Genomic DNA, 24,164 nt, shown 5'->3' on the forward strand with positions numbered 1-24,164 from the left:
CTCTTGTCCGCACCACCCGGCGGTCGACGACCGACGGACGCCGACGTACGGATTCTGCCTGATCCGGCGAACCCGGCCTGATCCGAGGGTGGTTCAGACCGGGAGTCGCGGCACGCTGTCGAGCAGACGGCGGGTGTAGGGGTGCGCGGGATCACCCAGCACCTGGCCGGTGTCGCCCTGTTCGACGACGCGGCCGCGTTCGAGTACGGCGGTGCGCTCGCACAGGGACGCGACGACCGACAGGTCGTGGGAGACCATCACGATCGTGAGTCCCTGTTCCCGCTTGAGGTCGGCGAGCAGGTCGACGACCTTGACCCGGGTCGTGACGTCGAGCGCGCTGACGGGTTCGTCGGCCAGCAGCACCCGCGGATGACACACCGTGGCGCGGGCGATGGCGATCCGCTGCCGCTGTCCCCCGGAGAACTCGTGCGGGTAGCGGTCCGCGGCGTCGGCGGGCAGGCCGACCCGCTCGAGCGCCTCGGCCGCCTTCGGTACCGCGCCGGCCCGGGTCTCGATGCCCAGGGAGCGCAGCGGCTCCGCCACGATGGCACCCACGCGACGGCGTGGGTCGAGTGAGGAGTAGGGGTCCTGGAAGACGCACTGCGCACTGCTCCGGAAGCGGCGCAGCTGCCCCCGGTCGCGCGGGGACAGTTCGGCGCCGTCGAAGCGGACACTGCCCGCGGTGGGGCGGGACAGACCCAGCAGCAGGCGCAGCAGCGTCGTCTTGCCGGCCCCGGACTCACCGACCAGGGCGAGGCTGTGCCCGGCCTCGACGGTGAGCGAGACGCCCTCGACCACGTTGGCCGCGCTCCCCCGGTGGCGCAGTGCCACGTCCTTCAGTTCCAGTACGGGCGTCACCGCGCGCTCCTCAGGTCCAGGGCCGACTGCAGTCTGCGCGCGCTGGCCACGAGCGCTCCGGTGTACTCCTCGCGCGGCGAGCGGATGAGGGTGTGGACGGGGCCCTCCTCGACGGCCCGGCCGTCCTTCATCACCAGGGCGCGGTCGGTCACCCTGGCCACGACGGCGAGGTCGTGGCTGACGAAGAGGACCGCCATCTCCCGTTCCCGGACGAGGGTGTCGAGGAGGTCGAGCATCTCCGCCTGCACGGACACGTCCAGCGCGGTGGTCGGCTCGTCGGCGATCAGCAGTCTGGGGGCGCACGCCAGTGCCATGGCCAGGGCGACGCGCTGTCGCTGTCCGCCGGACATCTCGTGCGGGAAGGCGCGGACGATCCGTTCGGGTTCCGGCAGCCGTACCTGTGCCAGCGCGTCGCGCACGGCGTCGCGCAGGCCGGCTCCCTTCTGACCGGTGTGTCTGCGCAGGGGTTCGGCGATCTGCCGTCCCACCCGCATCAGCGGGTCGAGCGCGGTGAGGGGCTCCTGGAAGACGACGGCGGCGTCCCGGCCGCGTACGGAGGTGAGTCTCTTCTCGGTGGCGCCCACGATCTGGGTGCCCGCGAGGTCGATGCCGCCGGTTGCGGTCATGCCGTCGGGCAGCAGGCCGAGCACGGCCAGAGTGGTGAGCGACTTGCCGGAACCGGATTCGCCGATGAGCCCCAGCCGTTCGCCGCTCGCCACGGTGAAGGACAGGTCGTCGACCAGGGTCCGGCCGTCCGCGGCGGTCACGGTCAGGCCACGTACGTCGAGCAGGGTCATGTGCGCCTCCGGCGGGTCGCCGGGTCGAGGGTCTCCCGTACACCGTCGGCGATGAGGTTGACACCGATCACGAGCAGGACGAGCAGGATGCCCGGGGCGAGGGCTCCGGCGGGGGCCGTGGTGAAGGTGGCCTGTGCCTCCTGGAGCATGCGGCCCCATGACGCGTTGGGCGGCGGTGCGCCCAGGCCCAGGTACGACAGGCCGGCCTCGGCCAGCACGGCGAGACCGAACTGCAGGGCGAGGTTGACGACGAGGGTGGGCCAGATGTTGGGCAGGACGTGGCCGAGCACCGTACGCGGCCAGGAGGTGCCGGAGGTACGGGCGGCGGTGATGTAGTCCTGTGCCAGGACCCGCTTGACGAGGATGCGGACCAGCCGGGCGACGACCGCGCTCTGCGCGAGTCCGATCGCGAGGATCGCGGAGCCGAGGGTCGCCGAGCGCGCGGCGACGATGAGCATCGCGAGCAGCAGCGTGGGAAAGGCGATCAGGATGTCGAGGAACGCGGAGAGCGTGTCGTCGAGCCAGCCCTGCGCGAACGCCGCGAGCACACCCAGGGTGACGCCGATGGCGGCGGCGAGGAGCACCGCTCCGAGGCCGGCCTCGACGGCGATCCGTGAGCCGGTCATGACCTGGGTGAACAGGTCGCGCCCGAGTTTGTCGGTGCCCAGCAGATGTCCCCCGCCGGGCCCGGCGAGCCGTCCGCCGGAGGTGTCGTCCGCGGAGTAGGGCAGCCAGAACAGGGAGACCACGGCGAGCAGCGCGATCAGTCCGGCGAGCACACAGCCGACGACGAGCGTGGCGGAACGGCCGAGTCTCCGGCCGCCGGCCGGTGCCTTCGCGGACAGCACCGGTCCGAGCACGTCGGGCGCGGTCATCGGGTACCTCCGGAGAGCCGTCCGCGCAGTCGCGGGTCGACGACTCGCTGGACGAGGTCGGCGGCGAAGCCGATGAGCAGGACGGCGAGGGTGGAGACGAACAGGACGGCCTGGACGACGGGGTAGTCGTGCTGGGCGATGCCGGTGGCGAGCATCGAGCCGAGGCCCGGCAGCGCGTACACGGACTCCACGACGACCGCGCCGAGCAGGGTGGAGGCGAGTTCGATGGCGAGGACGGAGATCACCGGCACGGAGCTGTTGCGCAGGCCGTGCCGCCACATGGCGCGTCCGAAGGACGATCCCAGGGCGCGGGCGGTGCGCAGGTAGTCGCTGCCGAGGACGTCGAGCGTGGCCGAGCGGACGTAGCGGATCAGGGACGCGCTCATCACCAGGGCGATGGTGACGACGGGCAGCACCAGGGAACGGATCGCTTCGGCGGGCTCGGACCAGCCGTCCGGGGGGAAGCCGCCCGCCGGGAGCCAGCCCGCGTTCAGCGCGAACACGGCGATGAGGATCATGCCGAGCCAGAACACCGGGATGGCTATGCCCAGTTGGGACACCGCGCTGAGGAGCGCGCCGTACCAGGTGCGTCGCTTGTACGCGGCGACGAACCCGGCCGGCACCGCGATGAGCACGGCGAGCACGAAGGCGGCGAGGGTCAGCGGGACGGTGACGTCCAGCCGGGAGGTGACCTCGGGTCCGACGGGCAGCGAGCTGACGAAGGAGGTGCCGAGGTCACCGTGGGCCAGCTGCCCGAGCCAGTGGGTGAACTGTTCGGGCAGCGGCCTGTCGGACCCGATGGAGTGCCGTGCCGCGGCGATCTGTTCCGGGCTGGCCCCCACCGAGGTGAGCGCGTTGGCGGGGTCGCCCGGGAGCAGGCGCAGCAGGACGAACAGCACGACGCTCGCCAGGGCCAGCGACACCACGAGGAAGGCCAGTCGGCGCAGGAGGTAGCGCGCCATCAGCCCTTCTTCTTGATGTCGTAGGCGTAGAACTGCGAGTTGAGGCCGTTGAGCGGGTAGTCCGAGAGCTTGCTGCTCGCGACGACGATCTGCGGGTAGAGGTAGAGCCAGTCGCTGGCCGCGTCCTGGGCGGTCTTCTCGTTGACCTTCTTCAGCAGTGCGGTCTGATCGGCGGTGGTGGAGGCCTCCTCGGCCTGCTCGACCCACTGCGTGACCTGCTTGTTGTCGTAGCCCCAGTAGAAGTCGGGGTTGCCGTACCAGACGAGGTCACGGTCGTTGACGTGCTCCTGGAGCGTGGCCGTGAAGTCGTGGTTCTTGTAGACCTTCGTGTACCACTCGTCCGGCGTGATCGTGTTGATCTTGACGGTGATGCCGACCTTGGCGAGCTGGGACTTGATGAAGGTGGCGGCGGTGGGGTGCGGGTCGTAGTTCGGGGTGTCGAGGGTGAAGCTGAAGCCCTTCGCGTACCCGGCTTCGGCCAGCAGTTGCTTGGCGTGCGCCGGGTCGTAGGCGTTGACCTTGGTGAGGTCCTCGTACCAGGGGTCGGTGGGCGGCACCATCGAGCCGATGAGCTTGCCGTAGCCGGCCCAGACCGACTCCAGCAGCTTCTTGTCGTCGATGGCGGAGGACACGGCCTGGCGCACCTTGACGTCCGTGAAGGGCTTGGCCTTGTCGTTGAAGGCGAGCAGCAGCTTGGTGGTGGAATTGCCGTCGCTGACCTTGTAGTTCTGGTTGCTCTTGAACTGGTCCAGGGCGTCCGGCGACTGCTCGCTGGTGACGACGTCGACGGCGTTGGTCAGCAGCGCGTTGTTGAGCGCCGTGGCGTCCTTGTAGTAGTGGAAGACGACCTTCTGGTTGCTGGCGGCGTCGCCCCAGTAGCCCGCGTACCGGTCGAGGCCGAGGGCGGAGCCGCGGGTCCACCTGCCCAGCTTGTACGGACCGGTGCCGTCCTCGGTCGTCTTCAGGTTCTTGGCCTGGGAGTTGATGATCCAGACGTAGGAGAGGTTGTAGACGAAGGAGATCGACTTCTTCGACAGCGTGACCTTGACGGTCCGCGCGTCGGGGGTGGCGATGTCCTTGACGACCTCGAGGTTGCTCTTACGGGCGGACTGGGAGTCGTCCGCGAGGACCTTCTGCAGGCTGTACTTGACGTCCTGGCTCGTGAGCGCCTTGCCGCTGTGGAACTTCACGCCGTCGCGCAGGGTGAAGGTGTACGTGAGTCCGTCGCCGCTGACCTTGTAGTCCCGGGCGAGGAGCTTGTCCACCTTGCCGTCGTCGGTGAGCTTGAACAGCCCTTCGTAGACGTTGCCGTTGAGCGCCTCGGTGACGCCCTGGCCGCCGCCCGCGGTGTTGTCGAGGTTCTGCGGCTCGTAGAGGGAGCCGATGTTGACGGTGGCGCCCTTGTCGTAGGAGCCGCCCGTGGCGGAGCCGCCCGTGCCGGAGCCGCCGCAGGCGGTCAGGGCCAGGGCGAGGGAGGCCGCCGTCGCGGTGCCGTACAGGGAGGTCTTCTTGATGCTCATGGTGAAGGTGCGCTTTCGTGCTGCGGTGCGGGAGGCTGCGGGACGGTTCAGTGCTGCGCGGAGAAGCCGGCGCGGAAGACGGGGAGCTTCTCGCCCGCCTCGACGGGCAGGTGGAAGCGGTTCTGCCGCGGCGGCATCGGACAGTTGTACTGGTCCGAGAACCCGCAGGGCGGTACGAAGGCGCGGTTGAAGTCGAGCAGGACGCGGCGCTCGTCCTGCGTGCGCTGTACGAAGAGGAAGCGGCCGGCGCCGTACGTGGTGTCCCCGTTGGTGGGATCGCCGAAGACGAGCAGAAGGGTGCCGTCGTCGTCGAAGGCGCTGAGGGTGTACTCGCGGCCGTCGACGGTGAGGGTGATGTCGCCGGGGACGACCAGGTCGCGGGTGCCGCCGTTGTCCCTGAGGTGCTCGAAGGACACACGGCGGGCACCGGACACCGGCGTGTAGGTCGCGTGGAGCACCCAGGCCGGGTCGTGGGCGAAGGTGTCGACCCGGTCGAAGTGGCGGATGGCGGGAGCGTCCGCGTCCCAGAGACGCAGGCCGTCCTCGGACCCGCCGGTGACGAGATCCGTTCGCCGCAGCGTGGTGACCGTCACGGTGTCCGGCTGACCGTCCAGGGCCTTCTCGGCGTCCGGGGCCGCACCGGCGGGGAGCCAGCGGGTCTCGACGAGGGCGAGATTCCCGGCCGGTGAGGTGAGGGCCCGATGACGCTCGGCGCGCCACGCGTGCCACTGCCCGACGGCGTCGGCGGCGGGCTGGTCAGCGATGGACTGGGACACGGTGGGACTCATTCACTCGGACGGGTCGCCGGCCTCACGCCGCGAGGGTCCCGCCGCGCATATGAATGGCCAAAGCAACTTCTTTATCATCCATAAGAGGATCTAATGTCAAATGCCAGAGTCACATGGTGAGACGACTCCGGTGTGATGGTTCTGACTCGGCGGTCCTCTTCCGGCGTTCCGGCCACCGCGGGCGGGGCGGAACACCGCGGGCGGGGCAGGCCTCCGACCCCGCCCGCCCCGCCCTCTCCTGCCGCCGGCTCCCGCGCCGGCCCTGGTCAGCCCAGGTCGAGGAGTTCCTCGTAGAAGCCGCCGAAGCCCCGGTCGCGGTCGACGAGGTGGATCTCCAGGATCCAGTGACAGACGCGTCCGGCGCGGTCGGGACGCCGTAGCGGGGTGTCGTTCCCCGGGGCGATGTACGACTCGATGTCGGCGCCGTCGATCTTCTCGTGCGGGAACTCGCCCACCGGATGCCCGGCGTGCCGCCCGCCGAGTTCCCAGCCGCGTCCGGTGGCCAGTCGCCCGATCTCGGCGTGCAGGCGGGCGCCGGTGATGTCCGGGTCGGCCTCGAAGGCGCGGCGCCCCGCGGCGAAGACCTCGGGCAGGTCGTCCCGCAGCCGGTGCTTCACGGGGTCGTCGCCGAGAACGAAGGTGCGGCCGAAGTCGGCCTCCCACTCCTCGAAGATCGGGCCGAAGTCCGCGAAGGCGATGTCGTCCGGGCCGATGACCCGGTCCGGGGGATTCTCCCGGTACGGATGGAGGGTGTTCGGTCCGGAGCGGACGATGCGCTTGTGCCAGTGGCGCGTCGGACCGAACAGGTCGTTCGCCAGGTCGCGGATCCGGTCGCTGACCGCTCGCTCGCCCTCGCCCGGCGCGACCAGGCCCCTCGCCTCGATCTCGGCGAAGAGCAGGGCGGCCTTGGCCTGGGCGTCCAGCAGACGTGCGGCACGGGTGGCCTCGTCGGTCACAGGTCCCCCATCGTCGTGTGTCCCGTCTCCGTGGCTCCGGTCGCCACCGGGACCGGGCCGCGCCCGTCGGACTCCCGGACGGGCAGGACCGGCGGCGTGTCACCGCTCGCGGCCCCGGACGCGTGCACGGACGTCCGCTCTCCCTCCCCGCGCGAAGGGCCTCTTTAGGACACGCTCCACGGCCGGGAACACCAGACCGAGCCCGATGAGCACCAGCAGCACCAGGCCGACGTGGCGAAGGATGTCCTCCGGCAGGCCCAGCGCGGAGATGATGGTGACGCCCAGCAGGGTGAAGAAGCTGAAGCTCGGCACCAGGCCGGCGAACACGGCGTAGGGCCTGCGATTACGCGGTGCCCGGGGTGCGGGCCGTGTCTCCAGGAGGACGTCGCCGCCCCCGGACGTGTCAGGGGCGCCGGCCCTGTCGCCGCCTTCCGCGGACGCGACCGGGGCGGCTGCGCCCGGCGGCCTGAGTGCTGTCGGCGGCGGGACCCCCGGCCAGGAACACCACGGGGAGCACCGGGAGGATGCGGGGAGACACCGCGGTGATCAATCCGCCGAGCAGTCCGATCAGAACCAGGGTGATCACGCGATGTGGCCTCCGAAGCGCGGTCCGGGCCCCTCGGCCCGCTCGCTCCTGGTACGAAGCCGCTCACCCGCGCGGATCGGTCCGGCGGCCCCGTCGATCTCCCAGCTGCCTGCCGATCTCCCCTCTCCGGCTCTCATCCACGAGGCATACACGGCTCCCGCCCTCGCACACGACGACGCGATCCGCAGGTCCGGGCGCCTCAGCAGGTGCGGACGGCGCGCGCCAGGAAGTGCGTGGCGGCGTCCTCGTACCGGTCCAGCTGCCAGCCGCTGCCGTCCAGCGCGGGCCGCAGGTTCGGCTCGCCCAGCGGGTCGTCGGGGCTCAGCGGGCGGCCGTGACGGCGAGCCCGTTCGGCGCGCCCGGAGGGATGGAACAGGAGCAGCGCGCCGCCCGGCGCGGTGACCCTCGCCCATTCACGCAGGGCGGCCGTCAGGTCGGGGAGGTGGTCGAGCAGTCCGGCGGTGAAGATCCCGTCCACCGCGCCGGGCGGCAGCGGCAGACGGTGACAGTCGGCGAGCAGCAGGCGGGCATGGCCGGCGCGGCCCTCGCGCGCGGCGGTCACGAGCATCGCCGAGGTGACGTCCACGCCGAGCACCGCACCCTTGTCGCCCACCGCCGCGCGCAGGGCCGGCAGGGCACGTCCGGTGCCGCAGCCCAGGTCCAGGACCGTCTGCCCCGGGCTCAGTCCCAGACGGGCGACGGCCGCCTCGTATCGCGGCCCGTCGGCGGCGAAGCGTGTCTCCCAGGCGGCGGCCCTCGGAGTGAAGAAGGTCCGGGTCGCGGTGCGTTCGGCCCGCGCGGCCACCAGGGCCGCGAACCTCCCGAACACCCGGTCCCGGTGCGGAGCCAGTGCGGCGAGTTCGACCGGCGCGGCCTCCCGCAGCCCCGGAGCGGCGGCGGCCTCCTCCGGGAACGCCGACACGAACGCGGCCACGGCCGCCTCGTCCGCCTCCAGGTGGAACTGGAGCCCCCAGGCGGCTCCCCCTACCCGGAAGGCCTGCGCCGGATACCGCTCGCAGGACGCCAACGGCACTGTCCCGGGCGGAAGTTCCACGGTGTCGGCGTGCCAGTGGAGTACACGCAGCCGTTCGGGCGTACCCGTGAACAGCGGATCCCTGGCCGCCGCCGGACGCGTCCGCACCTCGCCCCAGCCCACCTGTGCCCCGGTCCCCGTACGGGCGGTGCCGCCCGCCGCCACCGCCAGCAGCTGCGCGCCGAGGCACACCCCGAGCACCGGCACCTCCGCGGCCAGCGCCGCGCGCAGCAGGTCGAGTTCGGCGGTCCGGGTGGGAAAGCCGGCGTCGCTGTACGCGGCCATCGGGCCGCCCATCACCACGAGCGCCTCGACTCCGGCCAGGTTCTCGGGCAACGGGTCCCCCGCCCACACCCGGCAGGGCCGCATCCGCAGCCCCGCGGCGGCCAGGGCCTCGCCCACCGCGTACGGGCCCTCCTCCCGCAGGTGCTGCACCACCAGTACGCCCACAGCCTCGCCCCCTCAGTCGGCAGATACAACCCTGACCAGGGTGATTACATCGTAGGTGCAAGTCAATGCGCGTATGTCGGTTCGCATTCGCTGTTCGATCGAGGGCCGCGTCCCGTGCGCTCCGCTGAGCGCGTGACACTGGGTCGCTCCCTCCGGCGAACGCTCCGGGCCCGCGGATCGTGGCGGGGTCAGCCCAGGTAGATGTCCTTGTGCGCGGCCACGAACGCCTCGACCGACTGGGCCGGCCTCCCCGTCAGACGTTCGACGTCGCCGGAGGTCCGGTCGTAGCGGTTCTCGTGGTGCAGCCGGGCCATGGTGGCGATGTGCTGCTCGGTGTGCGGCGGCAGGCCCGCCCGCGCGAGCACCTCGCTCCGCCACCGGTCCAGCGGCACGTCGACGTAGGACACCTGACGCCCGAGGGCTCGCGAGAACTCCTCGGCCATCTCGGTCATGTCGACCGAGCGGGGGCCGGTCAGCTCGTAGACATGGCCGATGTGCGGAGCCGGATCGAGAAGGACCGCGGCGACGGATCGGGCGACGTCGTCGACGGCGACGGGCGAGGTGCGCCCCGTGCCGAAGGGCAGCGCGATGGTGCCGTTCTCCCGGATGGACCGTGCCGCCAGCGTGGTGAAGAGAGGGTTGTCCAGGAACGACGTGGGGCGGATGTGCACCACCGGCAGACCCGACCAGTTCAGCACCTGCTCGCCCAGCCAGTGCAGCCGCTGCTGGTTCGACTCCGCGGTGCTGGTCGCGGTCATCTGCGACACCGTCATCTGGGACATGCCGACCAGTACGTCCAGCTCCGCGCAGTCGCGGGCCACGGTGGCCACCACGGTCGTCGCCAGCAGGTGGTCCGGTGACACGGGCATCGCGAAGTACATCCTCCCGACCCCCCGCAGCGCGGCGGCGACGCTCTCCGGCCTGGTCAGATCGCCGACGACGACCTCGGCTCCGAGCGCGCGCAGCCCGGCCGCGCGATCGTCGTCGTGGCGGACCAGTACGCGGACGGGCGTGTCCTGGGCGCGCAGCGATTCGAGGACCGTGCGGCCCACGTCACCGGCGTTGGCGATGAGGACAAGGTCGTCGGTGGTCATCGGTCGGCCTCCTGCTGAATCGGTGAGCGGGCGCGTAGGTGAGTGGGCGCGTAGGTGAGTGGGGTGAGTGGGCGAGCCGGTCCGGGGCGGGGGCCCGGTTCCCCTTCCTCCCCAATCTAGGGAGGCCCGCGGGGCCTCGCTTGTCGGCCGGAAGGCCGCGCTCCCGCCTGCTCCCGCGCGGGCGCCCGTCGCCCCGGGGTTCGGGGTGCGGCGCGGGAGGCGCGGCCGTGACCGGCGTGCCGGTGGTCAGGCGGCGCTTTCGGCGCGCCGTCGCCTCAGACGGGGGCGCAGAGCGAGCAGGAGCGCCGCGACGCAGGCCCACAGCGCGAGCGTGATCACGGGGCCCGCGGCATGCGCTCCGCCGAAATAGCTCAGATCGGTGACGGCTCGGACGGCGGCGCCGGGGGGCAGGAGCGCGGAGACGGCCCGGGCCGCGGTGGGCAGCAGATCGGGCCCGATGGTGGCACCGCTGGTGGCGTTGCCGACGGTGAGGAGCAGGAGGGTGGCGACGGGGACTCCCACAGGACCGAGGTAGGTGCCCAGCAGTTTGGTGGTGAAGGCCGCCGCGGCGGCCAGCAGGGTGAGGGTCAGGACCAGCGGAACGACCGGGGCGGGAACCGCCCCCAGCGTGGGGCCCGCGATGATCGCGGCGAGCGTGCCGATGGCCAGGGAGGCCCCGGCCAGCAGCCAGAACCGGTGGCGCAGGTGCAAAAGGCCCGCCAGTCCGAGCGCGTTCGAGCCGAGGACGAAGCCGGCCAGGGTCACGCCGAACGCCATGTAGAAGCCGGCCAGTCCCCTGGTGTCGAAGTGGGCGAGAGGCACGACGTCCTCGGTGGTGACGTGCTTGCCCGCGCCGTGGGCGTAGGCGCCCACGAGCGTCTTCACGGCCGATGTCGTGGACGTACCGTCGGCCCCCGCGATCTCCAGGCGCAGCCCGTGCGGGCCGTCCGCGCTCAGCGCCGCGACGACGTCGTGGCCCTCCACCGCGTGGCGCGCGGCACCGGCGTCGGCGGCCGGGCGCACCTCGACGGTGTCGCCGAGGGCCTGGTGTATCGCTCCCGGCAGGACAGGCGCGGCTACGGCGATCGGCACCCGATGGGGCTGGGGATCACGCTGCAGGCCGACGTAGCAGGAGATGAAGGCCGCCACGACGACCAGGGAGATCACGGCCGGCTGGAGCCAGACCCTCACCGGCGGCCGGGGGCGGACGGAGCGGGGGGACGGCTCGGCCACTGCTGAAGCCAGCCGCTCAGGCTCGGGCGCGGCTCCGACGGGGGATTCCATGGCGGGGCTTTCTGGGAAGGGGACGGCGCGGTAACGGACCGGGCGGGACAGACACGCCGCACCGATCATTAGGAGCATATGCTCGCATTTGCTGAACGGCAAGCCCGCACCCCTGGCCCGGCCTCACCCGGGACCCCCGGAACGCCGGGCCGGCCATGGAAAGGAGCATGAGCTCGTACGATGGACGGGGAGCTCAGGAGGAGACCATGACCCCTACGTCGACGAGCGGCGCCGACCGGTGCAACAACCTGGCGCTGCGCAAGGCTGCCCGCTACCTGGGGGCGACGTACGACAGGGCCCTGGCCCCCGTCGGTCTCCGCGGCACGCAGTTCAGCATCCTGCAGAGGCTGGGCGCGCACGGCGAGATGACGATCTCCACCCTTGCCGACACGATCGCCATGGACCGTACGACGATGGCCTCGAACCTCAAGCCGCTCGCGCGGGAGGGCCTGGTGACCGTCGAGCCGTCGGCGACCGACCGCCGCGCCCGGGTCGCCGCCATCACACCGGACGGCCGTTCCCGGCTGCAGGCGGCGCTCCCCCTGTGGAATGCCGTACAAGTGCGGTTCGAGGAGAGCTTCGGCACCGACGAGGCGGCCCGGCTGCGCACGTCCCTCACAGCCGTGCTCGACACCGGCTTCCAGCCCTGGGCCGAATAGCACACCGGGCCGCCGACGCGCCCGAGACCGGCTCCGCCCGCCGGTTCCCCACGGCGGCGGCCACGCGCAGGCCCTCGACCGGGTCGTCCGCCGCATGGGCGAAACCCCGTTCGTCGACGACTCCCTGACGGATGATCAGAAGACGGCGCGCGATGCGGCACGGACGGTGGAGCGCGATTCCTCCCGCTCGAACAGACGCTTCCACCACTCGGTCGAGCGCGTTCGGCGCGACGGCGGCTCGCCCAACTCCCTTACCCACGGCCCGTGGCGGACGGCACGCCGACGGACGGGTCAATCAGGGCGTACGACGGGGGCGATCGCGTTGGGTGGCCGAGCAACGCACACCACTTCGAAGGGATGCATCCATGCGCATCGGAACCGCCCTCGCCGTCCCCGCCGTCGCTGCCGTCGCCCTGCTCGGCCCGGCCGGGACCGCCGCCGCGGACGGTGACGCCGGTAACGGCAACGGCGACGGCAACACCGCGACACAGACCGTCACGGGGAACAGCATCGCCGGTGTGGACTTCCCCGGCCACGCGTTCAATGTCGGCAACACCGGCCTGGAGCAGTCCCCGGTCACGATCACGTTCGCCCGCATCGGCTAGGTCCGGACAGGGCGCGGGTCATGCCGAGGGCCGGTGCGTGCCCACGCACGCACCGGCCCGCCGAGCACGGGTGGCGCTCAACCCCTTGCCGTCCTCCGACGGCGTCAGCGACGAACGCGCGCGCCAGGGGCTCAGTGACCCTGGCCGTTGTGACCACCGGGGCCCTGGTGACCCTGGCCGTTGTGACCACCGGGGCCCTGGTGACCCTGGCCGTTGTGACCACCCGGAGCCTGGTGACCCTGGCCGTTGTGACCGCCCGGACCCTGGTGACCGTGACCGTTGTGACCGCCCGGACCCTGGTGACCGTGACCGTTGTGACCGCCCGGACCCTGGTGACCGTGACCGTTGTGACCACCGGGACCCTGGTGACCATGACCGTGGTGACCACCCGGAGCGCCGTGGCCCCGGCCACCGTGACCGCGGCCCCATGTCACCGCGTCGATCACACGATGACGGTCGTTGCGGAGCGTCGCGGTGTCGGCGCGGTTGTCCCACGCGTAGTAGCGACGGTCCTGGTAGACGTCCCGGCCCGCGTCACGCCCGACTCCCGTGTGCACCCGCACCGTCGCACCGCCACCCAGACGCAGGTGGAACTCGTACGCACGGCCGTCACGACCCGACAGCGTCCACCCGTTCAGATTGACGCCCGAACGGCCCGTGTTCGTCACCTCCACCCACTCGTTGTTCAGCGAGGCGTTGCTCCCCGAGTCCCAGCCCGGAGAGTCGTACTGCACCCGGCTGATCTCCACCTGCGCACGATGCGGGAACCGCCCCTGGTCCGCCGACGCCGGCAGCGCCGCGACACCCACCACCACACCGGCAGCCACCGCGGCCGCAGCAGCGCGACGAACCATCACAGACCGTGAAACAGACACGAACGCCCCCTAGAGGGAACAGGCGGACAACACAAAAGAATCCGCGAGTTGAGCCTCGGCCCGCTGGCCGAGAGCCACACTCTCCCGCCCGACCACGCCACCGGAGTCCGCCACCCGCACAGCATTACCGATCAACAACAAGGCCGTGATCCTCGCCTGCACTCTGCACGTATCCCCCACATCGCGAAATTGACGCCATAATCCGCTAAAACACTGGACGCCACCACAAACGCCACCCCTCACGCCACCCCACCCGTCACCCGAAAGTGAGTAACACCCCCATCCCGTCCCGACCCGGGGGCCGGGACCGACGGCGACGGCGACGGCGACGGCGACGGCGACGGCCCACGGTGCAACCGTCCACGCAATGACGGACTTTGGTATGGACCTTCACGCGATCGGTCGCTAACCTCGGCGTCGCACGTCTCTGAGAGCGCTCTCAGCATGCCCTTCCGCTCCACTCCCCCATGACGGAACGACGAAAGGCAACTCCCTTGAGACGCACAACAGTTCTCCGCGCCGGCCTCTCCGCCGCACTGTTCCTGACCACCGTGGCCGCCGGCCTCAGCACCCAGGCATCGGCCTCCGACACCCCCGCGAACGCGTCCCCCTCCGCGTCCGAAGCCCCGGCGTCGTCGGCTCTGATCACCGCCATGCAAAGGGACTTGGGCCTGTCCAAGGACGACGCCACCGCACGGCTCAAGGCCGAGGCGACGGCCCGGACGGTGGACCGCGCGGCCAGGCGTGCCGCGGGCGACGCGTACGGCGGATCGTGGTTCGAGGCGGGGACCGGGAAGCTCACCGTCGCCGTCGCCGACGGCTCACGGCAGAAGGCCGTCGAGGCGACGGGCGCCGAGGTCGCGCTCGTCCGGCACGACGAGCGGCAGCTCGACGCGACCCTGAAGCGCATCGACTCCCTCGACGCGCCGTCCGGTGTGGGCAGTTGGCACGTGGACGCCAAGAGCAACTCGGTCGTCGTGGGCGTGGTCGCCGCGCACCAGGATGACAACGATGTCCGCGCGTTCCTGGACCGGGCCCGCCGCAGCGGTCCGGTGACTGTCGCGACGACGCCGCGGGCACCGCGTACCTTCGCCGCGGGGACGGTGGGCGGCGACCCCTATTACACGGGTAACGTCCGTTGTTCCATAGGCTTCTCGGTGTACGGCGGATTCGTCACCGCCGGCCACTGCGCGCAGCCGGGAGCCGGTGTCAGCGGCTGGGACGGCAGCTACATCGGCAACTTCCAGGGATCGTCCTTCCCCGACAACGACTACGCCTGGGTCAACGTGGGCAGCGGCTGGTGGACCGTGCCCGTCGTGCTGGGCTGGGGAACCGTCTCCGACCAGCTCGTCCGCGGTTCGGCGGAGGCCCCCGTCGGCGCCTCCATCTGCCGCTCGGGGTCCACTTCGCACTGGCACTGCGGGACCGTGCTGGCGAAGAACGAGACCGTCAACTACAGCCAGGGCGCAGTCCACCAGATGACGAAGACCAGTGTCTGCGCCGAACCCGGCGACTCCGGCGGCTCGTTCATCAGCGGCGACCAGGCCCAGGGCGTCACCTCCGGCGGCTGGGGCAACTGCGCCGGCGGCGGTGAGACCTGGTATCAGCCGGTCAACGAGATCCTCAGCCGGTACGGGCTCACGCTCCACACGGCCTGACCCGCACCGGCGCACCTCACACCGTGCCGGTCACACCGTCCCGGCGCGTGATCCGGCCCCCGGCGCGGTGTGGGGCGACCGTCGGCCACCGAGCCGCACGGCATGCAGTACGGTGTTCAACGGTCAAGGAGGTCATTCTCGGGGAGGGCGCTGTGTCGCTTGAGGCGGCAGGGGTCTCGGTGACCGAGGAGTTCGTCTACCGGCACCTGGTGACGACGGGCCGGTCCTCGGCCCAGGACGTCGCCGAACGCACCGGACTGAGCTTCGCGGAGGCCGAGCAGGCGCTCGGCGCGCTGTCGGCCAAAGGCATGGCCAGCCACACGGACGTGCTCCCCCGCCACTTCCATGCCACTCCGCCCGACGTGGCGCTGATGCCGCGGCTGAAGCGGAACGCCGACGCGTTGGACCTCGCCAGGGCGGAGGCCACCAGCCTGTTGCAGGCCTACCGCGACACGATGCGCAGGCAGGACGCCAGCGAGCTGATCGAGGTGATCATCGGGGCCGAGGCCCTGCGCCAGCATCTGCGCCACATCCAGGCGAGTGTGCAGGACGAGATGCTCTGGTTCTGCAAGGCCCAGTACGTGGCGATGCCCTCGGGCAGCAACAGTTCGGAGTTCGAGGCGCTGGCGCGGGGTGTGCGCTACCGGGTCCTGTACGAGAAGGCCTTCTTCGACGACACGGGCGCCGTGGACAACGTGGTGGCGGGCGTGCGGGCCGGGGAGGTCGCGCGCGCGGTTCCCCATCTGCCGCTGCGTCTGGCGGTCGCGGACCGTGCCATCGCGGTCTGCCCGCTCGTGCCCGGCGGCCCGCAGGGCAGTCCCGACGAGCCGACCGCGGCGCTGGTGCGGGACAGCAACCTGCTGGCCGCTCTCATCGCGCTGTTCGAACGGTACTGGGAGGACGCCGTCCCCCTGGACGTCGACGACTCGGGCGCGGTCGCCGGTACCGACGGGGTCGGCTCGGGCGACCAGCTCTCGGCCACGGACCGGCGGCTGCTGTCCCTCCTCGTGGCCGGTGTCGCCGACAAGGCGATCGCCACGCAGATGGGCCTGAGCCGCCGCACCGTGCAGCGTCACATCCAGCACATGATGGAACTCGCCGGCGCGGCCACCCGGATGCAGCTCGCCTGGCAGGCCGCACGCCGGGGATGGCTCTGAGGAACCCGGGGAGCCGGGCCGTACGGCACCTGGCCACCTGGCCTCCTCGGCCGGATGCCGCCACGGCCGCCCGGCGGGGAACGGCCCGTCAGCCGACGCCTCGGCCGTGTCCTTCCCAGTACGTCTCGCGCAGTTTGTACTTCTGGAGTTTGCCGGTCGCCGTCCGGGCCAGCTCGTCCCGGAACTCGACGGACGTCGGCGCCTTGAAGCCGGCGAGACGCTCCTTGCAGTACCGGACCAGCTCGTCCTGCGTCACCTCGGTGCCGGGTGCGAGGACGACCAGCGCCTTGACCGTCTCGCCCCACTTCTCGTGCGGAACGCCGATCACCGCGACCTCGGCGACCGCGGGATGGCTGAACAGCACGTCCTCCACCTCGATCGACGACACGTTCTCGCCGCCGGTGATGATCACGTCCTTCTTCCGGTCGCTGATGGTCAGGTGGCCGTACTCGCCGACCGATCCGCCGTCGCCGGTGTGGAACCAGCCGTCGGACAACGCCCGGGCGGTCTCCTCGGGCTGGTCCCAGTAGCCCTCCAGGACCACGTTCGAGCGCGCGAGGATCTCGCCCTCGTCGTCCGTGCGCAGGGTCACGCCGAGCGCGGGAGCACCGGCCCGGACCAGGTGCTCCGCGCGCGCCTGGGTGTCCAGGCCGTCCCACTCGGCGCGGGTGCGGTTGACCGTGAGCAGGGGGGAGGTCTCGGTGAGACCGTAGATCTGGATGAACTCCCAGCCCAGTTCGGATTCGACGCGGGCGACGGTCCGGGTGGGCGGGGGAGCGCCCGCGACGATGATCCGTACCCGGTCGCGGCCGGGGATCTCGCCCTCCCAGGAACGGGCCGCGTCGAGCACCGCGTTGACGACCGCGGGGGCCGCGCACATGACCGTCACGCCGTGCTCGGCCACCCGGCGCAGGATCTCGGCACCGTCGACCCTGCGCAGGACGATCTGCCGTACGCCCAGTGCCGACATCGCGAACGGCATGCCCCAGCCGTTGGCGTGGAACATGGGCAGCGTGTGCAGGTACACGTCCCGGTCCGTGACGCCCGCGTGCAGGGCGAAGGTCACCGCGTTCACCCAGATGTTGCGGTGGGTGATCTGTACGCCCTTGGGGCGGGCCGTCGTGCCGCTGGTGTAGTTGATGGTCGCGGTGGCGTTCTCGTCCGGCTGCCAGGGCGCCGGTTCTGCGCCGAACCGGTACAGCTCCGCGTCACTGGCGGCCCCCATGGTGAACCGGTGCTTGCAGGGGATTCCGGTCAGCCGGTCCGTCAGTTCCGGGTCGACGAGGACGACGCTCGCCCCCGAGTGGTCGACGATGTAGTTCACCTCGTCCGCGGTCAGCCGGAAGTTGACCGGCACCAGCACGCGCCCGTGACCGCTGACGCCGAAGAAGGCGGTGAGCAGCCGTGCGCTGTTCGGGGAGACCACCGCCACCCGCGCGCCGTGCGGTACGCCGAGCGCGTCGAGTCCGGCGGCCTGGGCACGCGCCAGCTCGCCGATCCGCCGGTAGGTCAGCCCGTCCCAGGGCTCGGCCGGCTGCTCCGGCTCGTCGACGACGCCGATCCGGTCGGCGTACACGGTCGTGGCGCGGTCCAGAAAATCACGGGCCCCGAACGGGACGATCATCATGGCCTCCCGATGCTCAGAAGATGTGCGGCTTCCATCCGGCCATGACACGGCCGTCCGGACAACCCCATGAGACCCGCATTGATGTCAGCGACGCGCGAACGCGGCCCGAGGCCCGAGGCCCGATCTCTTGTCACCGTTCGCGGTGGACTTCTCGGTGTTCCCGCTCGGATCGGTCAACGGCGCACCCGACAGCGCAGATGAAGCACCCGGTTGCCCTGAATCACGACGTCAGGATCCTCCAGCAGGTGCTGCGCGTGGACCGACCCGAAGTAGCGCTTGCCGGACCCGAACACGACGGGTACGACGTCCATGCGCACCTCGTCGATCAGACCCGCGGCGAGCACCTGGCCACCGACGTCGCCGGCGGCGACCTCGACGATGCGGTCACCCGCGAGCTCCCGCGCCCTGGCCACGGCCGCCTCGACGCCGTCGACGAAGTGAAACGGCGCCTCGGGGTCCCAGCCCTCGGGCATCGGCCGGTGCGACACGACGACCACGTGGTCGATACCGCCCGGAGGCTTCCCGTCCCAGCCGTCCGTCATGTCGAAGACGTGGCGGCCGACGATCGTCACTCCGATCTGGTCCCAGTACGGCCGGGTGTAGTCGTAGGACGTCTGCGACACCTTCACCACGCCGCTCTCGTCCAACGGGACGTCACCGCTGGACAACCAGTCGAACAGCGGTCCGGGCTGGTCGTTCTCGTCCGCGATGAAGCCGTCCACCGATACCGAGCTGTACATGACCACGTTGCCCACGGGGCTCTCCTCTGCTTCGGGATGCCCCAAATTAGCGTGTCGTGAGCTGTCGCTCCGGTAAGAAATCAATCGTCCGGCCGGCCTCAGCCGCAAGATCACTTCGTGGTCCGGAAGAGCGCGCCGACGACGACCGACCCGCGGACGGTCTCCCCGGGGCGAGGCCCTCCCGGCGACCGTCGGCCCGGTCCCGGCGGGGCGGCGCCGCGGCCCCGACGAGCCTTCGCCGAGGCCGTCCGACGCTCCGCTCACCAGCAAAGGAGGCCCGCCCGCGGACCGTAACCGCATCGGTAGCCGAACTGCTTCCCGATTCCGGCACAGTGGTCCCCGGTCTGGGCTAGATTCGGGAATCCTCGGCACAGGCGCCTCTCTGTGAGGCCATGGCGAGGAGAATTCTGGAGCGGGGATGCACGCGTTCGAACTTCCTCCACCGGCCGGCACCGTCATGCAGGGGGGACTCGCCGACAGTCTCTTCGAAACGGCGCGGCGTGAACCGGCACTCGCCCAGGTGGCGCGCCGTCTCGACGGGCCTTCGGGTCCCTGGGTATCGATCACCGCGGCCGAGCTGTGGGACGAGGTCCTGGACGTCGCCAGGGGGTTGGTCGCCTCCGGGATACGCCCGGGCAACCGCGTGGCCATCATGGCGCGCACACGCTACGAGTGGACCGTGCTCAGCTACGCGCTGTGGACGGTGGGCGCCGAACTCGTCCCGATCTACCCGACCTCGTCGCACGAGCAGGTCGCGTGGATCCTGCAGGACGCGGCCTGCGTCGCCGTGGTCGTCGAGGACGAACAGGGCATCATGACGGTCGGCTCGGCGTGCGCGTCGCTCCCGGCGCTGCGCCACGTCTGGCAGTTGGACACCGGGGCCCTGTCGCAGCTCGCCGAGCGCGGCCGGGTGATCCCGCCGACGACGGTCGACTCGCTCCGCCGGATCGTGCTGCCCGACTCGACCGCGGTCATCGCGTACACCTCCGGCACGACGGGGAACCCGAGGGGCTGCGCCCTGACCCACCGCAGTCTGGCCAGCCCCGTCGACACGCTGCTCGCGGGCTGGAGACACACGGCCGCGCCGCCCGGTGAACAGCCCGTCATCCTCGCCTTCCTGCCCTTCTCCCACGTGTACGGCCTGATGATCCAGGGGCTGTGTCTGCGGGGCGGAATCCTGCTGGGACACGAGCCCGACCTGAGCGAGGAGTCGCTCTCCACGGCGCTCCTCTCCTTCCGTCCCACCTTCCTCTACGCCGTCCCGTTCGTCTTCGAGAAGATCTACAAGAACTTCGTGCGGACGGCGCAACAGAGCGGCCGCGGTGCCCTGTTCGAGCGCGCCGTCCAGACCGCCAAGGACTTCGCCGCAGCCGGCGAGCGCCAGCGGCTGGGCACCGGGCCCGGTCCCGGCTTCGACCTGCGCCTGCAGCACGCCCTGTACGAGAAGACCGTCTACCGGAAGCTGCGCGCCACCCTGGGCGGGCGGGTGTGCGGGGCGGTGTCGGGCGGTTCGCCCCTCAACCGGGAACTCGCCCTGTTCTACGCGGGCATCGGGATCCTCGTCCACGACGGCTACGGGCTGACCGAGACGAGCGGCGGCATCACCGCGCAGCCGGTGGGCCGGGCGAAGTTCGGAACCGTCGGGCAGGCGCTGCCGGGGACGGACATCCGGGTGGCCGACGACGGGGAGATCCTGGTCTGGGGGCCCTCGGTGTTCCAGGGGTACATCAACGACGAGCCCGCCACCTACGCGTCGTTCCAGGACGGCTGGCTGGCGACGGGCGACATAGGCCGCCTCGACACCGAGCGGTATCTCACCATCACCGGGCGCAAGAAGGACATCATCATCACGAGCGGCGGCAAGAGCGTGGCTCCCGCCGCCCTGGAAGAGCGTCTGCGCGTCCATCCGTTGATCCACCAGGCGGTGATCGTGGGCGACAACCGGCCCTGTGTGGGCGCCCTCATCACCCTGGACCCCGATTTCCTCGCCCACTGGCGCGGCACGTGGACCAAGGGCGAGACGGCGGCACCCCGCGACGCCAGGGAGGAGAACGAGCTGCGCGAGGAGGTCAGGCGCGCCGTGGCCTCGGCCAACAGCACCGTGTCCCCCACGGAGTCCATCCGGGTGTTCCGTGTCCTTCCGGAACCCTTCGACCTGGCCAACGGGTTGTTGACCCCTTCGATGAAGTTGCGTCGGGACGCCATCTCACAGCGGTTCGCCGCCGAGATCGACGCCATGTACCAGACGTCCTCGCGGCTGCCGCGGGAGTACACGCCGAACGAGCCGTCCGTCTGGGACGACTCGGACAACGTGTTCCGCTGAGGCGGCAGCACGCGACATCACCGTCGCCGCGGCCCTGGCGACGACACCCGATGCCGCCCGGGACCGCGGCGCCCTGTACGAGGCCCGCGCTCCCGAGCTCCCCGGCTCCCGAGCTCCCGGTGAGAAGCCCGGTGACGCCGGGCCGGTGGCACCGGTCCCCGCGGTTCGCCGGTCAGCACCGCGGTGAAGACCGGCTCCGGTGTGTCCTCGGTCCTCGGTGGAGGACCTCGTCGGGCACACCGGGGCGGAGCCGCACCCGACGTGCGCCGTCGATGACCCGGCACTCCCCGCCGACAGCGTCCGGAGGCTCCGTGTCACGGACGGCACCGCCGGCGTCCTCACTCTCGGCCCCGGCCGCCCTGACCGCCCCGGCCGCCCCGACCGCTGGGACCCGCCCCTCCGCCCCGTCTCCCCGTCTTCCGATCCCCGTGCTCGCGATGCTCGTACTTCCGATCTCCGGGCTTCCGATCCCCGCGCGTGCGATGCTCCGGCCTCCGAGGCCCGTGCTCGTGATGCTCACGCTTCCGAGGCCCGTGCTCGCGCCGCGTGCGCCGCGCGGGACGTAGGTGCGTCCCGCGAGCGCCCTCAGGGGCGTGACCCGGATTCCGGCCCCCGACATCCTGGTGGTGTTCATGGGACCACAGTGCTCCCGGGACGGCTGAGCAGCCAGATCCCTGCTGTGCGCAGGAACGCGGATCCTGGTACCCGCAGCACCACCCTGAGCGGGTCAGCGGTCGTCCTCCGGGTCGGCCGGCGGGACGCTGCCGGGAAGGCGGAGGGTGAACACCGAGCCGCTCCCGACCTCACTCGTCACGGTGACGGTACCCCCGTGCGCGGTGACGAGCTGGCGGACGATGGACAGGCCGAGCCCGCTGCCGCCGGTGCGCCGGCTGCGCGACTTCTCCGCCCGCCAGAACCGGTCGAAGACGCTGGGCAGATCCTCCGGCGCGATGCCGCTCCCGGTGTCGGTCACGTCGAGGACCACCTCGCCCTCCACCCGCCGGGCCGAGAGGGTGACCGTGCCGCCCCGCGGGGTGTGGCGTACCGCGTTGGACACCAGGTTCCCGAGCGCCTGCCGCATCCGCACCGGGTCGGCGTCGAACCACGGCGTGCCGTCCACGGTCGTCAGCAGACCGACGCCTGCCGCCCCGGCCCCCACCCGGTGCGCCGCGGCGACCTGTTCGACCAGTTCGTCGGCGCGGACCGCCTCCGGGTGCAGCGCGAGGGCGCCCGCGTCGGCCGCCGCGAGGTCCTGGAGGTCGTCGATGACCCGCTGGAGGAGCATCGCCTCCTCCAGCAGGGAGGCGAGCAGCTCCGGGTCGGGAGCGACGATGCCGTCCCGGGTCACCTCCAGCCAGCCCCGGATGTTGGTGAGCGGGGTGCGCAGCTCATGGGCGATGTCGCTGACCATCGCCTTGCGCTGGGCCTCCAGCCGTTCACGGCGCTCGGTCAGCTCGTTGAACGCCATGGCGAGGATGCCCGTCTCGTCCCGGGTGGTGACCGGTACGCGCGCGTGCGCCTCGGGCGGCTGCTGGGCGGCCTGGGTCAGCGCGCGCAGCGGACGTACGAGTCGGGTCGCGACCAGCGCGGTCACGGCCACGGTGAGGGCGAGGACGAGACCGGTGACGGCGACGACCTTGGCCTTGTTGGCGGGTGACATGTCGAAGTGCGGTACGGCCGTGTCGCCGGTGCCGAGGAACAGTTCGGCGACCGGGGCGACCGTGGGGTCGAGTTGTTCGCGGCGCGCCTCGGTGACGCACTCCTTGCCCTTGCTCTCGCGCGCCGCGTCCTGACCGCCTTGCGCCGTCTTGCTGAAGGCGAAGCCCGGCTCCGTGGTCCGGTCGGTGACACCGAACTCGATGAACGCGGTGGGGCCCACGTGCTCTCGGTCCAGGCACGGCCGGGCGATCCTCGTCAGTTCGTCCAGCGCGGTCTGCTCGGTGCGCGTGGGGGTGTTGAGCCGTCCGTCGGCGCACTCGTTCGGCACGTTCGCGTTGCCGTCCACCCCGTTCGCGTCGATCAGGACGGGGCGGCCGCTCGGCGTCGTCGTGACGGTGGTCACGATGCCGTTGCGCCGGAAGCACTTCTGCCGTTCCGTGGCCAGGACCCGCAGCCGCGCGCGTTCCTTCGAGGTCAGCCGGTAGGGGCCCACCGCGCGGGGGTCGATGCCGCTGAGCTGCGCTCCGGGCTCGGTGTAGGTGTCGGTGTGCAGGGGGTCGACCGTGGCCGCGGCCCCCTGCGGCAGGGCGGTGCCGCGGGCCGCGGAGTCGGCGATCGGCGTACGGTCCGGCGCCGTCAGCGCGACGCGGCGTCCCGTTCTGCCCGACAGCTCGCGCAGCGTGCCCCCGACACCGGACCAGTCGGCGTGCGTCGCGGCGTACCCGCTGAGCTGCCGGAGGATCTCCGTGTCGTCGGCGAGCGCCTGGTTCTGCTCCTCCTGGATGGCGCGGGTCGTGGTCTGCACCGCGAGCCACGCGGTCGCCGCCACCGAGCACAGGGCGATCAGCACCGAGGTGATCATCAGGCGTACGAGCAGGCTCTTGCGCAGCGGTATGCCGGACCTCATCCGCGGTCACCGCTGAGCTTGTACCCGACGCCGAACACCGTCAGCAGCCGCACGGGCCGGCGCGGATCCGGTTCGATCTTCCTGCGCAGGTTCATGATGTGCACGTCGATGGCCCGCTCGGTGGAGGCCCGGTCGCTGCCGCGGGTGCAGTTCAGCAACTGTCTCCGGGAGAAGACCCGTTCGGGTTCGGCGGTCATGGCGCGCAGGATCTCGTACTCGCCCGGCGTGCACTCCACGCGCGCGCCGTCGCAGTACACCTCGTGCCGTACCGGGTCCACGGCGATGCCGGCGGCGCGTACGACCCGGTCCTGTTCGGTGGCCGCGCGCCCGCTGCGCCGCAGGACCGTGCGGATCCGGGCCATCAGTTCGCGGGGGCTGTAGGGCTTGGTCATGTAGTCGTCCGCGCCGAGTTCCAGGCCGAGCAGGACGTCGTCCTCGGTGGAGCGGGCGGTGAGCATGAGGACCGGTATGTCGCCGTCCCCGCGCAGCACCCTGCACACCCCGAAGCCGTCGATCACCGGGAGCATCAGGTCCAGGACCACGAGGTCGGGTCTGACGCGCCGGACCTCTTCGAGGGCGGCCCCGCCGTCGTGGACCACGGTCGCGGTGTGTCCCTCCCGCAGCAGCGAACGGCGGATGAGCTCCGCCTGCTTCTCGTCATCCTCCGCGACCAGCACATGTGCGCACACCCCGCCGATGGTAGGCGCCGGCGGCCGGGAACGGTGCAGGTGGGAGACGCTTCCCACACGCT

General features: G+C 71.4%; 21 protein-coding genes. 5 read left to right on the forward strand and 16 right to left on the reverse strand.

Going from position 1 to position 24,164, the window contains the following annotated elements; genetic code table 11:
- Nucleotides 1–93: 93 nt before the first annotated feature.
- The 11 genes from GFH48_RS04335 to GFH48_RS04385 form a co-directional block, all read right to left on the reverse strand.
- Entirely contained in the window at nt 94–858 is a 765-nt protein-coding gene (locus GFH48_RS04335) for an ABC transporter ATP-binding protein (RefSeq protein WP_153286978.1), read from the reverse strand.
- A complete protein-coding gene (locus GFH48_RS04340; RefSeq protein WP_153286979.1) occupies nt 855–1,655 on the reverse strand; it encodes an ATP-binding cassette domain-containing protein in 801 nt (266 codons plus the stop codon). The genes GFH48_RS04335 and GFH48_RS04340 overlap by 4 nt, the downstream gene beginning before the upstream one ends.
- Entirely contained in the window at nt 1,652–2,530 is an 879-nt protein-coding gene (locus GFH48_RS04345) for an ABC transporter permease (protein WP_228120344.1), read from the reverse strand. The genes GFH48_RS04340 and GFH48_RS04345 overlap by 4 nt, the downstream gene beginning before the upstream one ends.
- Nucleotides 2,527–3,492, reverse strand: a complete 966-nt coding sequence (locus GFH48_RS04350; RefSeq protein ID WP_153286980.1) for an ABC transporter permease — start codon at nt 3,490–3,492, stop codon at nt 2,527–2,529. The genes GFH48_RS04345 and GFH48_RS04350 overlap by 4 nt, the downstream gene beginning before the upstream one ends.
- Nucleotides 3,492–5,012 (reverse strand): ABC transporter substrate-binding protein, encoded by a 1,521-nt coding sequence (locus GFH48_RS04355; RefSeq protein ID WP_153286981.1) that lies wholly within the window; start codon nt 5,010–5,012, stop codon nt 3,492–3,494. Before GFH48_RS04355 ends, GFH48_RS04350 begins: the two co-directional genes overlap by 1 nt.
- 47 nt (nt 5,013–5,059) lie before the next feature.
- On the reverse strand, nt 5,060–5,788 hold the full coding sequence (locus GFH48_RS04360) for a DUF1684 domain-containing protein (protein ID WP_381920611.1): 729 nt from the start codon (nt 5,786–5,788) through the stop codon (nt 5,060–5,062).
- 278 nt (nt 5,789–6,066) lie between these two features.
- A complete protein-coding gene (locus GFH48_RS04365) occupies nt 6,067–6,756 on the reverse strand; it encodes a M24 family metallopeptidase (RefSeq protein WP_153286983.1) in 690 nt (229 codons plus the stop codon).
- Nucleotides 6,757–6,855: 99 nt separating this feature from the next.
- Nucleotides 6,856–7,083: a hypothetical protein gene (locus GFH48_RS38450; protein WP_194280491.1), complete on the reverse strand. Its 228-nt coding sequence runs from the start codon at nt 7,081–7,083 to the stop codon at nt 6,856–6,858.
- Between the two features lie 458 nt (nt 7,084–7,541).
- A complete protein-coding gene (locus GFH48_RS39870; RefSeq protein WP_322746974.1) occupies nt 7,542–8,825 on the reverse strand; it encodes a methyltransferase domain-containing protein in 1,284 nt (427 codons plus the stop codon).
- A 188-nt stretch (nt 8,826–9,013) separates the two neighbouring features.
- Nucleotides 9,014–9,919 carry an NmrA family NAD(P)-binding protein gene (locus GFH48_RS04380; protein WP_153286984.1) on the reverse strand — a complete coding sequence of 302 codons (906 nt, stop codon included), beginning with the start codon at nt 9,917–9,919 and terminating at the stop codon, nt 9,014–9,016.
- 246 nt (nt 9,920–10,165) lie between these two features.
- Nucleotides 10,166–11,203: a hypothetical protein gene (locus GFH48_RS04385; RefSeq protein WP_153286985.1), complete on the reverse strand. Its 1,038-nt coding sequence runs from the start codon at nt 11,201–11,203 to the stop codon at nt 10,166–10,168.
- A 206-nt stretch (nt 11,204–11,409) separates the two neighbouring features.
- Here GFH48_RS04385 and GFH48_RS04390 point away from each other — a divergent pair, with 206 nt between their 5' ends.
- Both GFH48_RS04390 and GFH48_RS04395 read left to right on the forward strand, forming a co-directional pair.
- Nucleotides 11,410–11,862: a MarR family winged helix-turn-helix transcriptional regulator gene (locus GFH48_RS04390; RefSeq protein WP_153286986.1), complete on the forward strand. Its 453-nt coding sequence runs from the start codon at nt 11,410–11,412 to the stop codon at nt 11,860–11,862.
- 365 nt (nt 11,863–12,227) lie between these two features.
- Nucleotides 12,228–12,467: a hypothetical protein gene (locus GFH48_RS04395; RefSeq protein WP_153286987.1), complete on the forward strand. Its 240-nt coding sequence runs from the start codon at nt 12,228–12,230 to the stop codon at nt 12,465–12,467.
- Nucleotides 12,468–12,598: 131 nt separating this feature from the next.
- On the opposite strand, the gene GFH48_RS39875 is transcribed toward GFH48_RS04395, so the two are convergent.
- Entirely contained in the window at nt 12,599–13,216 is a 618-nt protein-coding gene (locus GFH48_RS39875; RefSeq protein WP_322746975.1) for a lamin tail domain-containing protein, read from the reverse strand.
- 620 nt (nt 13,217–13,836) lie between these two features.
- Here GFH48_RS39875 and GFH48_RS04405 point away from each other — a divergent pair.
- Together GFH48_RS04405 and GFH48_RS04410 are read left to right on the forward strand one after the other, a co-directional pair.
- Complete coding sequence (locus GFH48_RS04405; protein ID WP_153286989.1) at nt 13,837–15,000, forward strand: S1 family peptidase; 1,164 nt, start codon at nt 13,837–13,839, stop codon at nt 14,998–15,000.
- A 152-nt stretch (nt 15,001–15,152) separates the two neighbouring features.
- A complete protein-coding gene (locus GFH48_RS04410) occupies nt 15,153–16,157 on the forward strand; it encodes a helix-turn-helix transcriptional regulator (RefSeq protein WP_153286990.1) in 1,005 nt (334 codons plus the stop codon).
- 88 nt (nt 16,158–16,245) lie between these two features.
- On the opposite strand, the gene GFH48_RS04415 is transcribed toward GFH48_RS04410, so the two are convergent.
- Together GFH48_RS04415 and GFH48_RS04420 are read right to left on the reverse strand one after the other, a co-directional pair.
- A complete protein-coding gene (locus GFH48_RS04415) occupies nt 16,246–17,781 on the reverse strand; it encodes an AMP-binding protein (RefSeq protein WP_153286991.1) in 1,536 nt (511 codons plus the stop codon).
- A gap of 176 nt (nt 17,782–17,957) precedes the next feature.
- Nucleotides 17,958–18,539, reverse strand: a complete 582-nt coding sequence (locus tag GFH48_RS04420) for a dihydrofolate reductase family protein (RefSeq protein WP_153286992.1) — start codon at nt 18,537–18,539, stop codon at nt 17,958–17,960.
- Between the two features lie 403 nt (nt 18,540–18,942).
- Between GFH48_RS04420 and GFH48_RS04425 the strand changes: the two genes are divergently transcribed.
- Nucleotides 18,943–20,847, forward strand: coding sequence for an AMP-dependent synthetase/ligase (locus GFH48_RS04425; RefSeq protein WP_153286993.1), 1,905 nt, complete (start codon nt 18,943–18,945; stop codon nt 20,845–20,847).
- Between the two features lie 727 nt (nt 20,848–21,574).
- Here GFH48_RS04425 and GFH48_RS04430 read toward each other — a convergent pair.
- The gene (locus GFH48_RS04430; RefSeq protein ID WP_153286994.1) at nt 21,575–23,413 is read right to left on the reverse strand and encodes a sensor histidine kinase; all 1,839 of its coding nucleotides are present in this window, start codon (nt 23,411–23,413) and stop codon (nt 21,575–21,577) included.
- Entirely contained in the window at nt 23,410–24,102 is a 693-nt protein-coding gene (locus tag GFH48_RS04435) for a response regulator transcription factor (RefSeq protein ID WP_153286995.1), read from the reverse strand. The genes GFH48_RS04430 and GFH48_RS04435 overlap by 4 nt, the downstream gene beginning before the upstream one ends.
- Nucleotides 24,103–24,164 lie beyond the last annotated feature (62 nt).

This window comes from Streptomyces fagopyri, assembly GCF_009498275.1.
Taxonomy (GTDB): Bacteria; Actinomycetota; Actinomycetes; order Streptomycetales; family Streptomycetaceae; genus Streptomyces; species Streptomyces fagopyri.